This window comes from Thermus sp. FJN-A, from assembly GCF_054655095.1.
This window is the reverse complement of record NZ_BAAHSC010000190.1, coordinates 200154-216199: the sequence shown is the minus strand read 5'-3', so window position 1 is coordinate 216199 and position 16046 is coordinate 200154. Positions and strand designations below refer to the sequence as shown.

Here is a 16046-nt window from a genome sequence, read left to right as displayed (position 1 = left end):
CCATGGAAACCACCTGGGACCTCACCCCCCTCTTCCCCGGCCTGGAAAGCCCCGAGTTCCAGCGGGCCTGGGAAGGGCTAAGGGGAAGGATCGGCGACCTCAAGGCGCTTTTGGAAGGGGAGGCCCCCCTCCCCCAGGTCCTCGCCGCCCTGGACGGCCTCCTGGAGGAGGCCACCCCCCTTTGGGCCTACCTCTACGCCCGCTTCAGCGCCGACACCCAGGACGAGGCCGCCCTGGCCAAGCTCTCCGAGCTGGAGGTGCTCTTCCTGGACTATCGGCGCCTAAGCCCCCGCCTCACCCGCTACCTGGCCCGGCAAGACCCCGGGGAAGCGGGCCCCTACCGCCTCCTGGTGGAGGAGGCCAAGGAGGAGGCCCTCCACCTGATGCCCGAGGGCGAGGAGGTCCTGGCCGCGGAGCTCAGCCTCTCCGGCCGCCAGGCCTGGGCCAAGCTCCACGAGAACCTGACGAGCCAGATCACCGCGGTGGTGGACGGGAAGGAGATGCCCATCACCAAGGTGCGGAACCTCTACTTCCGCCCCGAGGAGGAGGTGCGCAAGAAAGCCTACGAGGCCGAGCTCAAGGCCTGGGAGGCCCACGAGGTGCCCATCGCCTACGCCCTGAACGGGGTGAAGGGGGAGGCCAGCGTCCTCAACCGCAGGCGGGGGTACAAGGACGACCTCGAGCCCACCCTCTTCCGGAACCGCATCACCAGGAAGGCCCTCTCCGCCATGCAGGAGGCGGTGCGGGAAAGCCTTCCCCTCTTCCGCCGCTACTTCCTCCTCAAGGCCAAGGCCCTGGGCAAGGAACGCCTGGACTGGTGGGACCTCTTCGCCCCCTTGGGCCAAGGTCGGCGCTGGACCCTGGAGGAGGCCCGGCGCTTCATCGGGGAGAAGCTCGCCGCCTTCAGCCCCAACGCCGCCCAGGTGGCGGAGATGGCCTTCGCGGAGCGCTGGATGGACCTCCTCCCCCGAAAGGGCAAGGTGGGCGGGGCCTACTGCATGGGGCGGGGCGGGGGGAAAAGCCTCATCCTCGCCAACTACGAGGAGAGCTTTGAGTCCGTCTCCACCCTGGCCCACGAGCTGGGCCACGCCTACCACAACTTCGCCCTGCGGGAGGTCCCGGCCTCGCTGAGGGAGGTGCCCATGACCCTGGCGGAGACCGCCAGCATCATGAACGAGACCCTGGTGGTGGAGGCGGCCCTGAAGGAGGCCTCCCCGGAGGAAGGCCTCCTCATCCTGGACGCCTACCTCCAGGGGGCGGCCCAGGTGGTGGTGGACATCCATAGCCGCTTCCTCTTCGAGTCCTGGGTCTTCCAAAAGCGCAAGGCCCGCGAGCTTTCCCCCAGGGAGTTTAGGGAGCTCATGCTCAAGGCCCAGGAGGAGGCCTACGGGGAGGCCCTGGCCACCCGGCACCCCTTCATGTGGGCGGTGAAGGGGCACTATTACGGCTCGGACTTCTACAACTACCCCTACACCTTCGGCCTCCTCTTCGGGCTTGCCGTCTACCAAAGGGCCAAGGAGGACCCCCGCTTCGCCGAGCGCTACGAGGCCCTTCTGGCCCAGTCCGGCATGTACCCCGCCAGGGAGCTTGCGGCCCGCTTCGGCTTTGACCTGGAGCGGGTGGACTTCTGGCGGCAGGGCCTCGAGGTCCTGGCGGAGAAGGTGGAGGCCCTGGAGGGCATGACCTCCCCCTGACGAAGGAGGCTTAGGCTTGCGAGGATGCGGCTCCTTGTCCTCTGCACCCACAACTCCGCCCGGAGCCAGATGGCGGAGGCCTGGCTCCGCCACTTCGCCCGGGAGCTTGGGGTGGACCTTGAGGTCCACTCCGCGGGCACGGAGAAGACCTTCGTGAAGGAGGAGGCCAAGCGGGTGATGGGCGAGGTGGGCCTGGACCTCTCGGGCCACTCCTCCAAGACCCTCTTGGAGGTTCCCGACCCCTGGGACTTCGGCCTCGTCCTCACCGTGTGCGACCAGGCCAAGGAGGCCTGCCCCGCCTACCCCGCAAAGACCCAAAAGCGCCACGTCTCCTTCCCCGACCCCACGGGGAAACCCCTGGAGGAGTGGCGAAGGGTGCGGGACACCCTAGGGAGGATGTGCCGCCACCTGGTGGCATCCCTCCGGGAGGGGAAAATCCCGGAGGACGAGGAGCTTGCGAGGGCGGCCGGGCTTTAGGGCTTGTCCCCCACGTGGATGGCCGCCACCCCGAAGGTGAGAAGCCCGTAGCGCACGGAAAACCCCGCCCCCTCCATCATGGCCTTCAGGGCCTCAGGAGCGGGAAAGGCCGCCACGCTTTCCGGCAGGTAGCGGTAGGCCCCGAAGTTCCCCGAGATGAGCCCCCCCAAGAAGGGGAGGACCCGCCCGAAGTAGACCCGGTAGACCAGGCCGAAGGCCCCTTGGGGGGGCGGGGGGAACTCCAGGAGGACGAGCCTTCCGCCCGGGGCGATCACCCGGTAAAGCTCCCGCAAGGCCTTCTCGTAGTCGGCGAAGTTGCGGAAGCCAAAGGCGATGGTGACCGCGTCAAAGGCCCCCTCGGGGAAGGGGAGGGCGAGGGCGTCCGCCTCGAGGAAGCGCACCTCGAGGCCCCTTTCCCGCGCCTTCCTGCGGGCGATCTCCAGCATGGGCGGCGCGAAGTCCGCCCCCACCACCTCCGCCTCCGGAGCCTTCTCCTTGAGGAGGAGGGCCAGATCCCCCGTCCCCGTGGCCAGGTCCAGGATGCGCCTGGGGGCCTTCTCCAGGGCCAGCCGCACCGCCTCCCGGCGCCACCGCAGGTCCGCCCCGAAGGAGAGGAGGCGGTTTAGGAGGTCGTACCGGGGGGCGATCTCGGAGAACATGCGCCGGACCCGCCCCGCTTTTTCCTCGGGCGAAGGCACCACGGGGGCAGTCTAGCACCCCGAGGTGTTACCCAGCCGGGCTAGGGTACAATCGTGGGCGTGTTGACGGACCGTAGGCGCCTAGGGGTCCTGGTCCTCCTCGGGGGAGGGGTGGCCTTCCTCCTCTGGTACCTGGCCCCCTGGGCCGTACCCCACAGGCTCTTCGGCGGGGAGGGCGTGCTCCTCAACCCCTTCGGCCACCACCTGCCCCAGGGAGGCCTGCCCCAGGGCTACCGGGACGGCTGGCTCTACCCCGTCTTCTACCTCTCCCTGGCCTGGCTCCTCCTAAGCCTCCTCCTCCCCTGGACCAAGGCGGGGCCCAGGGGGCTTTACTGGGCGGGGGCTATAGGGCTTGGGCTTTTCCTCCTCACCTACGTCCTCTTCCAGGGGAGCGTGGCCCAGGTGAACGCGGGCGCGGAAAGGCCCATCCTCCGGCGCTATAGCCTCGGCCTCGGGAGCTACGCCACCTTGGCCTACGGCCTCTACCTCCTCCTCCTGGCCCGGGTCTTCGCCCCGGGGGGCCTCGCCTTCCTGGTGCGGAGGCGAGGGGTAGTGGTGCCCCTCTTCTCCCTCCTCCTGGCCTCCCTCCTGGGCGGGGTCATCGTGGCCGTGCTCAAGGAAAGCCCCGGGGAAGCCGCCAGCTGGCGGGAGGCCGTCCTGCTCAAGCTGGACCTCATCACCTACACCTACCAGCTCCTCTATAGCCCCCTGGTGAACCCCTCGGGGTTCCTCCAGAGCCTCCTCCTCGCCACCCCCCTCGTCTTCACGGGGCTCGCCGTGGCCCTGGGCTTTCGCGGGGGGCTTTTCAACATCGGGGCCCCGGGGCAGCTCATCCTGGGGGCCATCGCCGCCATGCTGGTAGGGGTGTACCTGCCCGGGCCCCGGTGGCTCGTCCTGCCCCTGGCCATCCTCGCCGCCGCCCTGGCCGGGGGGCTTTGGGGGGCGTTGCCGGGCTGGCTCAAGGCCCGCTTCGGGGCCCACGAGGTCATCAACACCATCATGCTGAACTACATCGCGGCCAGCCTCTTCCTCTTCCTCATCTCCGCCAACGAGTACAAGTTCTTCGGCAAGACCCTCCACCTGCCCTTCAAGTACCCGGGGTACGAGGCGAGGAGCCACGAGATCCGGCCCGAGGCCCGCATCCCCCACTGGACCGAACTCGTGGCCCCCGGCGGGGAGCTCTCCTTCGCCCTGCCCCTGGCCCTCCTCCTCGGCCTCTTGGGCTACTTCCTGGCCCGGAAAAGCCTCGGCCACCGGGTGCTCTTCGGCCTCCTGGGGGCGGTGGCGGGCTACCTGGTGGGCGGCCTCCTGCCGGGGCCGGCGGTGGCCTTCGGCCCCGACCTCACCTCCGTCCGCCTGAACGGGGCCTTTCTCCTCGCCCTTCTGGCCCTCTTCTTCTTTCACTTCTACGTGTTCCGCACCGTGGGGGGGTACGAGCTCAGGGCCATGGGCCTGGCCCCCAAGGCGGCGGAGTACGGGGGGGTGCTGGCGGGACGGAAGGTGGTCCTCATCATGTTCCTCTCCGGGGCCCTGGCGGGGCTGGCCGCCACCCACTACGTGCTGGGCGGGGGGATTGACGAGTACCGCCTGAAGCAGGCCCTGCCCTACTCCGTGGGCTTTGACGGCATCGCCGTGGCCCTCATGGGGCAGAACACCCCCTTGGGGGTGGGCCTTGCCGCCTGGCTCTTCGGCATCCTCCTCACGGGGGGGCTCCAGGTGAACCTGCAGCTTGGCATCAGCCGGGAACTGGTGGCCGTATTGCAGGCCCTGATCGTGCTCTTCATCGCCGCGGGCGGCTTCCTCCCCCGCTACTTCACCGACCCCTTGCGGGCGGCGGAGGTGGAGCTTAAGGAGGCCCGCAGGCGGGAGGCGAGGGAGGCCCCATGAACGTGGACACCGCTTTTCTCGTGGCTCTGTTCCTCTCCACCCTGCGGCAGACCACCCCCCTCCTCTTCGCCGCCTTGGGAGGGATGTTCTCCGAGCGGAGCGGGGTGGTGAACATCGCCCTGGAGGGCATCATCCTCTTTGGGGCCCTCACGGCGGCGGTGGTGGTGGAGCGCCTCGAGGCCGCCTTGGGCCCAGGCCCCCACCCCTGGCTCCCCTGGGTGGGGGTGGCGAGCGCCATGGCGGTGGGCGGGCTCGTGGCCTTGGTCCACGCCGTGGTCTCCATCAAGTACCGGGCGGACCAGATCATCAGCGCCACCGCCATCAACCTCCTGGCCCTGGGGGCCCCGAGCCTGGTCCTCACCTACTTCTACGGCAACGCCACCAACTCCAAGGAGGTGGTGAACCGCCTCCCCCTCCTCTTCGGCCTCTCCCCCTTGGTCTACCTGGCCTTCCTCCTGGTGCCCCTCGCCTGGTGGATCCTCTTCAAGACCCCCTTCGGCCTGCGCCTCCGGGCCGTGGGCGAGCACCCCGAGGCCGCGGACACCCTGGGGGTGAACGTCTACCGCATGCGCTACGTGGGGGTGGTCCTCTCCGGGGTTTTGGCGGGGATGGCGGGGGCCTACCTGGCCATCGGCTTCCTGAACCAGTTCGTGCGGGGGATGTCCGCGGGGCTCGGCTTCATCGCCCTGGCGGCCATGATCTTCGGCAAGTGGCACCCCTTGGGCATCCTCTTCTCCACCCTCCTCTTCGGCTTCGCCTCGGCGCTCGCCATCCAGCTCCAGGGCAGGGAGATCCTGCCCGCCGTCTTGGTCCAGGCCTTCCCCTACGTGGTCACGGTGCTGGTCCTGGCGGGCTTCATCGGGAAAAGCCGTCCCCCCGCGGCGGTGGGCAAGCCCTACGAGAAGTAGGCGCGAAGCCGCCCCAGGCGGTAGCGGAGCCTGAGGCGGCTCCCGTCCCGGAAGAGGAGCTCCACCCCGTCACGGAGGAGGGCGAAGCCCAAAAGGCCCTCCGCCCCCTCCCCTTGGGCGAAGCGGGCGTGGCCGTCCGCCCTGAGGTAGAGGAAGCCCTCCTCCAGGAAGACCTGGGCCTCGGTCCCCTGCCGGTTCCGCACCACCCGGCGCACCGCCTGGGCGAAAACCTCGGCCTGGGTCCTCACGCCAGCTCTTCCTTGCGCACCTCGAGGCTCTTCCCGTCCTCCAGGTAAAGCTCCACCGTCCCCTTCAGGGGGTTCACCTTCTGCACCTTGCCGCAGACCCCCTCCCTCGTGCACACCCGGGCGTTCTTCCTGGGGAGCTCCTTGAGAAGCTCCTGGTAGACGGGGTGCTCGTAGGTGAGGCAGCAGAGGAGCCTCCCGCAGGGGCCGGAGATCTTCTCGGGGTTCAGGGGAAGCTGCTGGTCCCGGGCCAGCTTGATGGAGACCTGGGCGAAGCCCTGAAGCCAGGTGGAGCAGCACGACTCCATGCCGCAGGCCCCCAGGACCCCCAGGTACTGGGCCTCCTCCCTGGGACCCTCGGCCAGAAACTCAATGCGGGCACCGAAGCGCTCAGAGAGATCCCGGGTGAAGCGGCGCAGGTTCACCCGCTCCTCCGCGGCGTAGTGCACGGAGAGGTGGCGGCCGTCCAGGGTGAAGTCGCAGCCCAGGACCTTGGCGGAAACCCCCTCTTCCCTGAGGCGGGCCCGGAGGTAGAAGAGGGCCTCCTCCGCCCGGGCCCGGAGCCTGGCCGCCAGGTCCAGGTCTTCCTTGGTGGCCAGGCGCACCACCTCCCCCGCCGCCTGGGCCTGGGTGGGCGGGGTGCGCACCTTGCCCACCTCGAGGCCCCTCCCGGTGCGCACCACCACGTAGGCCTCCAGGGGCGGGGGCTCCCCCTGGAAGCGGAAGTAGCGGAGCACGGGGGTGCGGAAGCGGACGCCCACGGTCATGCTTCTAAGTCTAAGACCAGCCGGGCCAGGACCAGGTCCGGGCTCACGTATCCCTCCAGGGCCTCCCGGGCCCGCTCCAAGGCCAGGAGGGCCTTGGGCTCTTGGCGGAGGAGGGCGTAGAGGGCAAAAAACCCTTCCTCCTCGGCCAGGACCTCCCTCAAGAGGGCGAGGCGGGCCAAGGGGGGGGCCTTGAGGGCCATTCGGGCCTTCTCCATGCGGGCCCGGAAGAGGGCGGGGTCGGCCAGGGCCCGCTTGAGGCGCCCCGGGGCCCCGGCGGCGTAGGCCAGGAGGTCCGCGTCCTGGGTGAGGGCGCGGAGCTTCTCCTCGGGCACCGGCCCGAAGGGGACCTCCAGGGCCCGGCTCGCCAGGGTGGGGAGGAGGGTGTCGCGGCTTGGGGCGATGAGGACGATGCGCCCGTAGGAAGGGGGTTCCTCCAAAAGCTTCAGGAGGGCGTTGGCCGCGGCCTCGGTGAGGAGGTGGGCGGCGTCCAGGATGGCCACCTTCACCCGCTCCCGGGGGTGGGCGGCGAACCAGGCGAAGAGGGGCTCCACCTCCTCCAGGCGCACCTCGGCCTGGCCCCGGAGGCCCCGCTCCTTGGGGCCGATCTCCAGGAGGTCCGGGTGCTCCGGCAAGGGGGGCGGGGGAAAGCCCCGGTTGAGCCCCAGGGCGTACCAGCGGGCCACGGTGCGCCTCCCCACCCCCTCGGGGCCGGAGAAGAGGAAGGTCTGGGCCTTCAGGCGGGGGAGAAGCTCCAGGACGGCCTCGTGGCCGATTATTCCCCCAGGGTCAGGCGGGTGTGGAGCCACTTGGGGAAACCCTCCTCCTCGAGGCGGCGGGCCACCTTTTCCAGATCGTAGCTCACCCGGAAGAAGTGGAGCCGGTCCCCTTCCCAAAGGGCGAAGGCCGCCCCCGGCACCCCGTCCCGGGGCTGGCCCACGGAGCCGGGGTTGACCAGGGCCCGCAGGGTGGGGGGCAGGACCAGCTCTCCCCCCTCGGGGAAGCGCTGGTAGCGCACCCAGGGGCGGGGGCCGGAGAGCTCCAAAAAGGCCCCTGCCAGGTGGGTGTGCCCGTGGAGGGCGAGCCGGGCCTCGGTGCAGGCGAAGCCCTGGCGGGCGGCCTCCAGCTCGTCCAGGTACTCCAGGGGGTCGCAGGGGGAGCCGTGGACCAAAAGCGCCCCCTCCACCTCCCGCTGCCAGGGCCAGGAGGCCAGGAACTCCAGGTGTCTTTGGGAAAGCCGCTGGCGCTGCCAGGCCAGGATCTCCAGGACCGCCCCCTCCTGGGGCAGGGCCTCCAGGGCCAGGAGCCAGGCGTCGTGGTTGCCCAAGACGCACGCCGCCCCCACGGCCAGGAGCCAGTCCAGCACCCGGTCCCCGTCGGGGTAGTAGCCCACCGCGTCCCCTAGGAAGAGCACCCGGTCAAAGGGGGGGGCGGCCTGGAGGACGGCCTCCAGGGCGGGCCAGTTCCCGTGGATGTCGGAGAGGACCAGGTAGCGCACGGGGCTTAGGATACCATGAGAACATGGCCGCCCCCCTGCTGGAAGCCCTCTCCCAGGACCTCGAGGTCCTCTCGGCCCACCTCCTTGCGGGCCTGGACGAGTTCGGCACCCTCTTCTGCTACCTGGAGGGGGGGCGGGGCGGGGGTACCACCCTCCTCCACGCCCCTTACGGGGAAGCCCTCCCCGTGCTCCAGGCCTTAAACGGCCTCGCCTTCCGGGGCCGGATCCTCCTCGCCCTGGACACCTCCTACCTCTCCCCCACCCGGGACGGGACCCCCCTCACGGGCCCTGCCCGGGCCCCCCTAGCCCACCTCCTGGCCAAGACCCGGCCCCACCGCCTCCTCCTGGCCTTCCCCGGGGAGGGGCTCGGGGTCTTCTTCCCCGGGGGTAAGGAAACGGGGGAGGGGTGGCGGCCCCTGGAGGCGGAGGGGGATCCCCTACGCCTCACCGTGCGGGCCCCCACCGGCCTCACCTACCGGGAGACGCGGGCCTACGCCCCTTGGGAAAGCCCGCCCCTGCCCCTCTCCCTCCCCCAGGGGGAAGGCCCCTACCTGGGGGGCGTGGGCTGGGCCTTGGGGGTTCCCACCTACGGGGTGGGGCTGGTAAACTTGAGGGCAAGCCTGGAGGCGGTGCTCGGCCTCTGGTGGCGCGGGAGGTGAACCATGGCATACATCGCCCTGTTTGCCCTAGGAGCGGCCCTCGTGACCCTGCTCTTCTACCTGATCCTCAACCCCCGGATCCTCACCACGGAGGGGGAGACCTTTGACCTGCGCTTCATCCTCTTCATGCTGATCCTCATCGTCCTGGCCGCCTCCACCGTGGCCTTCATGCTCCTCCTGGGGAAGATGTACCACCTGCTCTAATACCACCCATGCTGGCTTGCGCCAGCATGGGATGGTGTCAAACAACCTCCGGGGCTTCCTGGCCCCGGAGGTAGTCCAGGTCTTTTTGCAAGAAGTCCTGGGTGGCCTCGAGGACCGGCAGGAACTCCCGGGGGAACTCCCCCTTCAGGTGGACCATGCAGCGCAAAAGCCCCTCCACCACCTGGCGCTCCTGCTCCCGCCGCCTCCTGCCCCCCCGGAGGGCGCTCCAGGCCAGGTGCTCCAGCCGCCGCACCAGGCAGACCCGGGGCTCCCCCCCCACCCCCTGGCAGGCCAGCCCCTCGGCCCCCGAGCAGCGGGCGTAGGCCTTTTCGTAAAGGGGGGCGAGCTCCGGGTGGCCGAGGAGGGCGGGCCCCAGGGGCCCGGCGTGCACCGCCGCCAGGCGCCGGTACTGGGCGTGGCGGGTGCGGCGAACCTCCACCTCCATGCCTCAAGCCTACCCCCGGCGCCCCAGGACAAATGCCCCTAGGCCAGCCGGAAGGGGCTCCTCAAGCCCGCCCGGGCTATGGCCAGGGCCTCCTCCGGGGCCCAAGAGAGGGCCAAAACCCCCCGGTAGGCCCTGAGGGCCCTCTCCCTCTCCCCCGCCAGGTCCAGTAGCTGCCCGAAGCGGGCGAGGACGTAGCCCGGGAGGTATTCCGGGTGCTGAAAGTCCCTGCGGAAGACCTCCTCCATGAGGCTTAGGGCCTCCCGCCACTCCCCCGCCGCCAGGTAGATCTGGGCCGCCAGGTAGAGGGCCTCAGGGGTCCCGATGGCGAAAAGCCCCTCCAAAAGCCCCGCCCAGTCGTCCTCCTCCTTAAGCTGCCAGGCCCGGTCCAAAAGGGCCCTTTCCCTTTCCGCCTCCCCCGGCTGGTGGGCCTTGGGCAGGGCCTCGGGGAAGGCCTCCGCCAGGAAGAGGTAGTCCAGTAGCTCCGCCACCACCGCCCCCTCCCCTTCCTTCAGAGCCCCCACCACCCGCTCCATGCGCCTTTTGCGGAACCCCGTGGCCGGGCCCTCCCCGAAGGCCTGGGCGAAGCCCGCATACACCTCCTTGAGCCTCCCCAGAAAGGCCTCCGAGCCCAGGACCTCGGGGGTGAGGGGGGTCTTGAGGAGGTCCAGAAGGGCCTGGTCAAAGGCGGCCATCCGCTCCAGGTGGGGCTTGCCCAGGGGGTGGGCGGCCAGGGCCTCCCGGAAGGCCTCGGCCTCGGCCTTGAGGTGGGCCTCCTCGTCCAGGGGCACCACCGGGATGCCCCTCCTCTCCGCCCAGGGGAGGAGGTGGAAGAGGAGGGGGTCCTCCTCCCGCCAGCGGCCCTCCTTCAGCCCCTCCTCCGAGTGAGAAGCCAGGAAGACCGCGGCGGGGCGGGCCTCCTCCAAAATGGCCAAAACCGTGGCGGCGTTGTAGCGTGGGTGCAGGATGTGGAAGGCCCCGAGGGAAGGCAGAAGAAGCATCCTCTCCATCTTAGACCTGAGGGAGCGGAACTACCGCCTGGCGGTGGTGAATGGCTGGCTGGTGTGGCTGGGGGACACCTTTTTAAACCCCAACATCGTCCTCGCGGGCTTCGCCGCCAGGCTCGGCGCCCCCGGGGCCCTCATCGGCCTCCTACCCGCCCTCCTCCAGGCGGGGGGGATGGTGCCCCAGGCCTTCCTGGCCCCCTGGGTGGCGAGGCTTCCCCGGAAGATCGTCCTCTACCGAAGGGTGGCCGCTCTAAGGCTTTCCGGGGTGCTCCTCATGGCCCTTTCCGCCTTCCTCTTCGGCCCAAACCCCTCCCTCCTCCTCCCGGGCTTCCTCCTAGGCCTTTCCTTGAACGCCCTCTTCACCGGGGTCAGTAGCCTCCCCTTCTGGGAGGTGGTGGCCAAGACCACGCCCCCGGAAAGGCGCGCCTCCCTCTTCTCCGCCCGGAACCTGGTGGGGGGCCTCCTGGCCTTCCTGGCGGGGTTTTGGGTGCGGGAGGTTCTGGCCCTCCCCCTCCCCTTCCCCCTGCCCTACGCTCTCCTTTTCGCCCTGGGGGCGCTGGCCTTCGGGCTTGGGTGGTACCTCTTCGGCCTCACGGAGGAGCCCGAGGAGGCCCCCAGGGAAGCCCGGCTGGACCTCAAGGCCCCCCTCCGCCGCCCCGCCTTCCGCCGCTACCTCAGGGTGCGCCTCCTCCTGGCCCTGGCGGGCCTCGCCGAGCCCTTCTACGCCGCCTACGCCGTGAAGGCCTTGGGGCAGGGGGAGGAGCTTGGCCTCTACCTCTCCCTCTACGCCCTCGCCTTCACCCTCTCCAACCTCCTCTGGGCCCGCATGGCAGAAAGGGGGTCCAGGGGGGTGCTCGAGGCGGGGGCGGGCCTCGCCGCCCTGGCCCTCGGCCTCGCCCTCCTCCTTCCCCCCGGCCTCTTCGGCCTGGTCTTCCTCCTCCAGGGGGCTTACCTGGCCGCCCTAGGCCTTTCCACCACCACCCTCCTCCTCAACCTGGCCCCGCCCGAGGAGCGTAGCGCCGCCATCGGCCTCGCCAACACCCTGGCGGGCCTCTTCGCCTTCTCCCCGGTGCTTGGGGGGTACTTCGCCGACCGCCTGGGCTATCCCGCCCTCTTCCTCCTGGCGGCCGCCCTCTACGCCCTGGCCCTTCGCCTGGGAAGGGGGCTCCCGGAAGGGGTGTAAACAACACGTATAATGAAGCGGGAGGTGATGTAGTGTGAAACCTATTCATCTTGTTCTGGTCTCGGCCATTGTTCTCGGCACCCTGGGGCTAGCTCAAAACGAGGATCCTCCACCCTCCCCCTGGGCCCAAGAAGCCGTGGAAATCCTTCTGGCCAAAGGCATCTTCATCGGGTACCCCGACGGAACCTACCGCTGGCGGGAACCTCTAACCCGCCAGGAGGCGGCGCTGGCCCTTTACCGCCTCCTGGCCGCCTACGGGCTGGACCGCCTTTCCCCCGAGGAGGTGGACCGCCTCCTCAAGGGGGTGGAAGCCCTGCAGGAGGACCTTAAGGCCCAGTCCCAGTCCCTGGCCGCCCTTAAGGAGGAGAAAGAGGCCCTGGAGGCCAGGGTGCGGGAGCTGGAAGCCAGGCCCGGGACCGATCTCCAAGCCCTGGAGGCCCTCCGGAGGGAGAAGGACGACCTGGCCCGGCGGGTCCAAGCCTTGGAGGAGGCTCTGAAGGGCCTCGAGGCCGCGCAAAAGGCCCTGGAAGCGAGGAAACTAGAGGAGGACCTAAAGCGGGCCGAAGCCTCCCTAAAGGCGCTGGAGGAGCGCTTCAAGGCCCTGGAAGCCCGTCCCCAGGCCGACCCTAAAGAGGTGGAGGCCTTGCGGCGGGCCCAGGAGGAACTCAGGGACCATCTCCAAGCCCTGGAGAGGGCCCGCTCCGCCCAGGAGGAGGCCCTGAAGCGTCTGGAAGAGGCCCTTAAGGACCTCCCCGAGGCCAAGGGCCTGGCCCGAGAGGCCCAAGGCCGTCTGGAGGCCCTGGAGCCCCGGGTGAGCGACCTGGAAAAGGGCTTTAAGGCCCTGGCAGACCGGGTAGGTGTCCTGGAGGAGCGCCTAAGGGGCTTGGAAAGCGCCCAGGCCCAGGACCAAGCCCGCCTGAAGGCCCTGGAGGAGGAGGTGGCCGACCTCAGGCGCACCCTCACCCCAAGCCGCCTTCCCCTCCACCTGGGCCTCGCCCTCTACCAGGGGGACGTGGAGAAGAACTGGTACGGCCGCCTTTTCCTGGGCCATGACGCCCTCCTCGGCCCCTTGGGCCTGCGCCTGGCCTACGAGGCCCCCTTCGCCGAGCCCGCGAAGGGCCTTGCCAGCCTGGACCTCACCTTCCGCGCCTCCTACGGGAACCTGGACGGCTACTTCGGGGTGGGGGGCGGCCTCTACCTGGACCAAACCCCCTTCGGCCAGCTCCTCGTGGGGGCAGGCTTCCGGGTGGCCCCCAACCTAAGCCTCTTCCTGGAGGGCCACCAGCGCTACCTCTTTGACGGCCAGGCCAGCCAGCGCTCCACCCTGGCCTTCGGTCTGGCCTTAAGGCTTTAAAGTAGGGGTAGGGGGAGCTATAATCCCCCGCCTCTTCGGAGCGGGAATACATGGACTCCCCCACGCCGCCCGGCTTTGGCGGCTGAACACCGCGCGAAGCTCGCCACGTGGTGTATCCCACGCGAGGACCACGATGCGCAAGGCTTTCAAGTACCGCCTCTACCCCACCAAACCCCAATCGCGGGACTTGGAGGAGATCCTGACCCTGTGCCGTCACCTCTCCAACGCCGCCTTGCAGGAGCGCGTGGCCGCTGCGCTGAACGTCCTGGCCAGGGCTCGGACGGAGCCCGCAGGGATGGGCACGGCTACCACCGGCCCGTGAACCGCGAAGCCCCGTTCTGAAGCAGGGGGAGTCTTCACGCAAATTCTTAGGGCAGGGAAACCGTCAAGGGAAGTAGACAAGAGGAACTTGTGGACAAGCTTAAGCTTTGCTCGTGAAACCTCCTCCCCTGGGGTGTTGAAAGGGCGAGGGTGAGCTTGTAGGCCCCTGGGGGGAGTTGAAGAAACCTCACTTCTCCTTGAGCGTTGGTCTTCGCAAAAAAGGCCCCGGGGCCCACGAGGGTTATATCCACATCCAAAGCGGGCACGCCCTCCCACAACACCCGCAGGTAAAGGCAAACGGGCTGCTGAAAACCGGAAGCCTGGAGGGCCAAAAGGGCATCCGGTCCAGGGCCGGCCTTCAACGCTTGGTACACGTGAAAGGGCTGAACAAAGGGATTGAGGGCTTTAATGAGGGCCACCACGCCACTCACAATAGGGCTGGCCATGGAGGTACCGCTGAGGAGGCTATACCCTCCCCCCGGGATGGCCGAGTAGATCCGCACCCCCGGGGCCCACACCCCCACCCAGGGCCCCCGGTTGCTGAACCAGGCCGGGTTGCCCTGGCCGTCCGCCGCCCCCACGGCGATCACCCCGGGCAGGCCCGCAGGGTAAAAGCGGGCCACGCTTCCCTGGTTGCCCGCGGCGGCCACCACCACCACCAGACGCTCCAGGGCGTAGTTTATGGCCTCATGCAAAAGGTACGAATAGGCCGTGCCTCCGAAGGAGAGGTTGAGGACCCTCGCTCCCCGGTCCACGACCCAGACGATGGCCTGGGCCACCTGGAAGTCCCCCACATAGTGCGGGGAGAAAACCCGCACCGGGCGAAGGAGGGCCCCAGGCGCCACGCCTATGCCGTCCCCCACCACCAGCCCGGCGACATGAGTCCCATGCATCTCTCCCAGGCTTTCGTCAGCATCCGGCGGAAGGGGGAGGCCCGTGGCCGCATCCAGGCCCTCCAACACCCGCCCCCGAAGGGCCGGGTGGGTGGCGTCCACCCCGGTGTCCAAAACCGCCACCTGCACCCCGGCCCCGGTGGAAACCCCCCAGGCCCCCTCTGCCCGCACCGCCTCCAGGTGCCAGGCGTAGGGGCTCACCGCCAGGGCCCCCAGGGCCTCGGGAAGGGGCCGGTAGTCCCTTTGGCCCTCCTCCTCCACATACCGCAGACCCAAGGACCGGAGGCGCCCCCTGGCCTCCTCCGGGGAAAGCCCGGGGGGCAGGCGAAGCCGGGCGGCCTTCAAAGCGGGAAGCCACTCCACGCTCCGCGCCGAAAGCCATTCGGCCGCCCGTTCCACATCCGCCTCCCGGGTGTAGCCCACTACCAAGGCGGGCCCCTCGCCCACCGGCGGGCGCGGGGGCACGCCGCAAGCGGCGAGAAGGAAAAGAAGGAGCGCCCACCTCACGGCCTCACCTCAAAGTTCACGCTGGGCCCGGGAACGGCGATCCCCGAAAGGCCTCCCTGCCGGTCGGCGGCCACGCTGTAGGCCCTGGGGTCTCCCGGGTCGTCCACGGCGTACGCCAGGTACAGCTCAAAGGTGTAGGGCCTTCCCGGGAGGAGGGGAGGAGATAGGACCTCCATCTCCTCGGTCATCCCCAGGAAGAGCCCCCCTCCCGTGAGCTGGTCCCACACCGCCGGCCGGAAGGCGAAGGAAAGCCCGCTCCCATTGCCCTCCACAACCCAGGCCAGGCGGGGAGCGGGGCCAGTGGTCTCCCCTTCCCCTGGCGAGGAGATGCGCACGGATAAGGGGGGAAGGGGCGTGGTGCAGGTGTAGGCTTGGCCTTCCGGCCCCGTTATCCGGTAGCACACCCGCTCCCCGGGGCGAAGGCCAGGCCCGGCGTCGGTGAAGGCCGTCGTCCCCCGGGGGAGGTAGGCCACCTCCTGAACCCCCTCTTCCGTTTCCCGAAAGACCCTGTAGGGCCCCTCCCCCCCCTCCCAAGAGAGCCGCACCAGGAGGCTGTACCCCCCCTGGAACCCCAGGGCCTCCACCCGCCGGGAAAGGGTGTAGGCCACGGCCTTGGCCCTCCGGGGGCCTCCCTGCCCCGCCCCTCCGGGAAGGGATAGAGGCAGGCGAAGCTCCACCCGGTTGTTGTTGGCGTCGTAGCCCACCAGGAAGAGGGTGGTGGGGCCGGAAAGCCCCCTGGGGTCCAGGAGGCGGAAGCCGGTGTCCTGCGTCTCCTCCAGGTAGAGGTGCTCCCCCACCCCCACCGACAGGGTCCCGGGCACGTAGCCGAGCCCCACCAAAAGGGCCAGGGGGGGAAGGCCCTCCTGGGGCGAGAGGCGGGCCCGGTAGCGCACCACCCCCCCCTCCACCCCGGCCTCCGCCTCCAGGAGGGGCGGCCTCCTGGGCCAGTCCGGGCGGAAGGGGGGCAGGGCCACCAGGCCCAGGGGCTGGGACCCGGGGGCCAGGGCCAGGCCCCGCACCTCGCTTCCCGCCAGGCCCTCCCCCTCCACCCAGGCCCTGTAAGCCCCCGGCGGCACGTAAAGGCGGAAGCTCCCCCCCCTGTCCGTCCGCACCCCCCAGGCCCCCGAGGGGCCTTCCAGGTACACCCAGGCCCCGGCCACCGGAGGCCCTCCGGGCCCCAGGGAAAGGGCGCCCTCCACCTCGGAAAGGCGAGGGGGCACCGAGCAGGCCGCTAGGGCCAGAACTACCCCCGCCAGGGTCCAGCGCATGGCAAGGATTATACCCGGCGGGGGGGCTTACCCCAAG

Annotated in this window: 18 protein-coding genes; 9 read left to right on the top strand and 9 right to left on the bottom strand. The window is 69.8% G+C overall.

Features of this window, described 5'->3' with window-relative positions; translation table 11 throughout:
• The first annotated feature begins 2 nt into the window (after positions 1-2).
• Both ACYQ0J_RS08705 and ACYQ0J_RS08700 read left to right on the top strand, forming a co-directional pair.
• Complete coding sequence (locus tag ACYQ0J_RS08705) at positions 3-1694, top strand: M3 family oligoendopeptidase (protein WP_460171765.1); 1692 nt, start codon at positions 3-5, stop codon at positions 1692-1694.
• Positions 1695-1718: 24 nt separating this feature from the next.
• Positions 1719-2171 carry an arsenate reductase ArsC gene (locus ACYQ0J_RS08700; RefSeq protein ID WP_460171764.1) on the top strand — a complete coding sequence of 151 codons (453 nt, stop codon included), beginning with the start codon at positions 1719-1721 and terminating at the stop codon, positions 2169-2171.
• On the opposite strand, the gene ubiE is transcribed toward ACYQ0J_RS08700, so the two are convergent.
• Positions 2168-2872: a bifunctional demethylmenaquinone methyltransferase/2-methoxy-6-polyprenyl-1,4-benzoquinol methylase UbiE gene (gene ubiE, locus ACYQ0J_RS08695; protein WP_460171763.1), complete on the bottom strand. Its 705-nt coding sequence runs from the start codon at positions 2870-2872 to the stop codon at positions 2168-2170. The two genes, ACYQ0J_RS08700 and ubiE, sit on opposite strands and share 4 nt — an antisense overlap.
• Before the next feature lie 57 nt (positions 2873-2929).
• On the opposite strand from ubiE, the gene ACYQ0J_RS08690 reads away from it, so the two are divergent.
• Together ACYQ0J_RS08690 and ACYQ0J_RS08685 are read left to right on the top strand one after the other, a co-directional pair.
• Complete coding sequence (locus ACYQ0J_RS08690) at positions 2930-4756, top strand: ABC transporter permease (protein WP_460171762.1); 1827 nt, start codon at positions 2930-2932, stop codon at positions 4754-4756.
• Positions 4753-5664 (top strand): ABC transporter permease, encoded by a 912-nt coding sequence (locus ACYQ0J_RS08685; RefSeq protein WP_460171761.1) that lies wholly within the window; start codon positions 4753-4755, stop codon positions 5662-5664. Before ACYQ0J_RS08690 ends, ACYQ0J_RS08685 begins: the two co-directional genes overlap by 4 nt.
• Here ACYQ0J_RS08685 and ACYQ0J_RS08680 read toward each other — a convergent pair.
• From ACYQ0J_RS08680 to ACYQ0J_RS08665, 4 genes are read right to left on the bottom strand one after another with little or no spacing between them, the layout of a single operon-like run.
• The gene (locus ACYQ0J_RS08680; RefSeq protein ID WP_460171760.1) at positions 5652-5912 is read right to left on the bottom strand and encodes a hypothetical protein; all 261 of its coding nucleotides are present in this window, start codon (positions 5910-5912) and stop codon (positions 5652-5654) included. The two genes, ACYQ0J_RS08685 and ACYQ0J_RS08680, sit on opposite strands and share 13 nt — an antisense overlap.
• The gene (locus ACYQ0J_RS08675; RefSeq protein WP_460171759.1) at positions 5909-6676 is read right to left on the bottom strand and encodes a PSP1 domain-containing protein; all 768 of its coding nucleotides are present in this window, start codon (positions 6674-6676) and stop codon (positions 5909-5911) included. Before ACYQ0J_RS08675 ends, ACYQ0J_RS08680 begins: the two co-directional genes overlap by 4 nt.
• The gene (locus ACYQ0J_RS08670; RefSeq protein ID WP_460171758.1) at positions 6673-7482 is read right to left on the bottom strand and encodes a DNA polymerase III subunit delta'; all 810 of its coding nucleotides are present in this window, start codon (positions 7480-7482) and stop codon (positions 6673-6675) included. The genes ACYQ0J_RS08675 and ACYQ0J_RS08670 overlap by 4 nt, the downstream gene beginning before the upstream one ends.
• Complete coding sequence (locus ACYQ0J_RS08665; RefSeq protein ID WP_460171757.1) at positions 7449-8171, bottom strand: metallophosphoesterase family protein; 723 nt, start codon at positions 8169-8171, stop codon at positions 7449-7451. The genes ACYQ0J_RS08670 and ACYQ0J_RS08665 overlap by 34 nt, the downstream gene beginning before the upstream one ends.
• A 23-nt stretch (positions 8172-8194) precedes the next feature.
• Between ACYQ0J_RS08665 and ACYQ0J_RS08660 the strand changes: the two genes are divergently transcribed.
• Both ACYQ0J_RS08660 and ACYQ0J_RS08655 read left to right on the top strand, forming a co-directional pair.
• Positions 8195-8830 (top strand): hypothetical protein, encoded by a 636-nt coding sequence (locus ACYQ0J_RS08660; RefSeq protein WP_460171756.1) that lies wholly within the window; start codon positions 8195-8197, stop codon positions 8828-8830.
• A 3-nt stretch (positions 8831-8833) separates the two neighbouring features.
• Positions 8834-9034, top strand: a complete 201-nt coding sequence (locus ACYQ0J_RS08655; RefSeq protein WP_460171755.1) for a hypothetical protein — start codon at positions 8834-8836, stop codon at positions 9032-9034.
• 37 nt (positions 9035-9071) lie between these two features.
• Here the strand turns inward: ACYQ0J_RS08655 and ACYQ0J_RS08650 are convergent, their stop codons facing one another.
• Together ACYQ0J_RS08650 and ACYQ0J_RS08645 are read right to left on the bottom strand one after the other, a co-directional pair.
• Complete coding sequence (locus tag ACYQ0J_RS08650) at positions 9072-9479, bottom strand: hypothetical protein (protein WP_460171754.1); 408 nt, start codon at positions 9477-9479, stop codon at positions 9072-9074.
• Between the two features lie 38 nt (positions 9480-9517).
• The gene (locus ACYQ0J_RS08645; RefSeq protein WP_460171753.1) at positions 9518-10486 is read right to left on the bottom strand and encodes a tetratricopeptide repeat protein; all 969 of its coding nucleotides are present in this window, start codon (positions 10484-10486) and stop codon (positions 9518-9520) included.
• On the opposite strand from ACYQ0J_RS08645, the gene ACYQ0J_RS08640 reads away from it, so the two are divergent.
• The 3 genes from ACYQ0J_RS08640 to ACYQ0J_RS08630 all read left to right on the top strand — a co-directional run bounded on the left by ACYQ0J_RS08640 (position 10443) and on the right by ACYQ0J_RS08630 (position 13342).
• Positions 10443-11666, top strand: coding sequence for an MFS transporter (locus tag ACYQ0J_RS08640; protein WP_460171752.1), 1224 nt, complete (start codon positions 10443-10445; stop codon positions 11664-11666). The genes ACYQ0J_RS08645 and ACYQ0J_RS08640 overlap by 44 nt on opposite strands.
• A 34-nt stretch (positions 11667-11700) precedes the next feature.
• A complete protein-coding gene (locus ACYQ0J_RS08635) occupies positions 11701-13020 on the top strand; it encodes an S-layer homology domain-containing protein (RefSeq protein ID WP_460171751.1) in 1320 nt (439 codons plus the stop codon).
• A gap of 133 nt (positions 13021-13153) precedes the next feature.
• Complete coding sequence (locus ACYQ0J_RS08630; RefSeq protein ID WP_460171750.1) at positions 13154-13342, top strand: helix-turn-helix domain-containing protein; 189 nt, start codon at positions 13154-13156, stop codon at positions 13340-13342.
• Positions 13343-13388: 46 nt separating this feature from the next.
• Here the strand turns inward: ACYQ0J_RS08630 and ACYQ0J_RS08625 are convergent, their stop codons facing one another.
• Together ACYQ0J_RS08625 and ACYQ0J_RS08620 are read right to left on the bottom strand one after the other, a co-directional pair.
• On the bottom strand, positions 13389-14741 hold the full coding sequence (locus tag ACYQ0J_RS08625) for a S8 family peptidase (protein WP_460171749.1): 1353 nt from the start codon (positions 14739-14741) through the stop codon (positions 13389-13391).
• Positions 14738-16009, bottom strand: a complete 1272-nt coding sequence (locus ACYQ0J_RS08620) for a carboxypeptidase-like regulatory domain-containing protein (RefSeq protein WP_460171748.1) — start codon at positions 16007-16009, stop codon at positions 14738-14740. The genes ACYQ0J_RS08625 and ACYQ0J_RS08620 overlap by 4 nt, the downstream gene beginning before the upstream one ends.
• Positions 16010-16046: the final 37 nt, after the last annotated feature.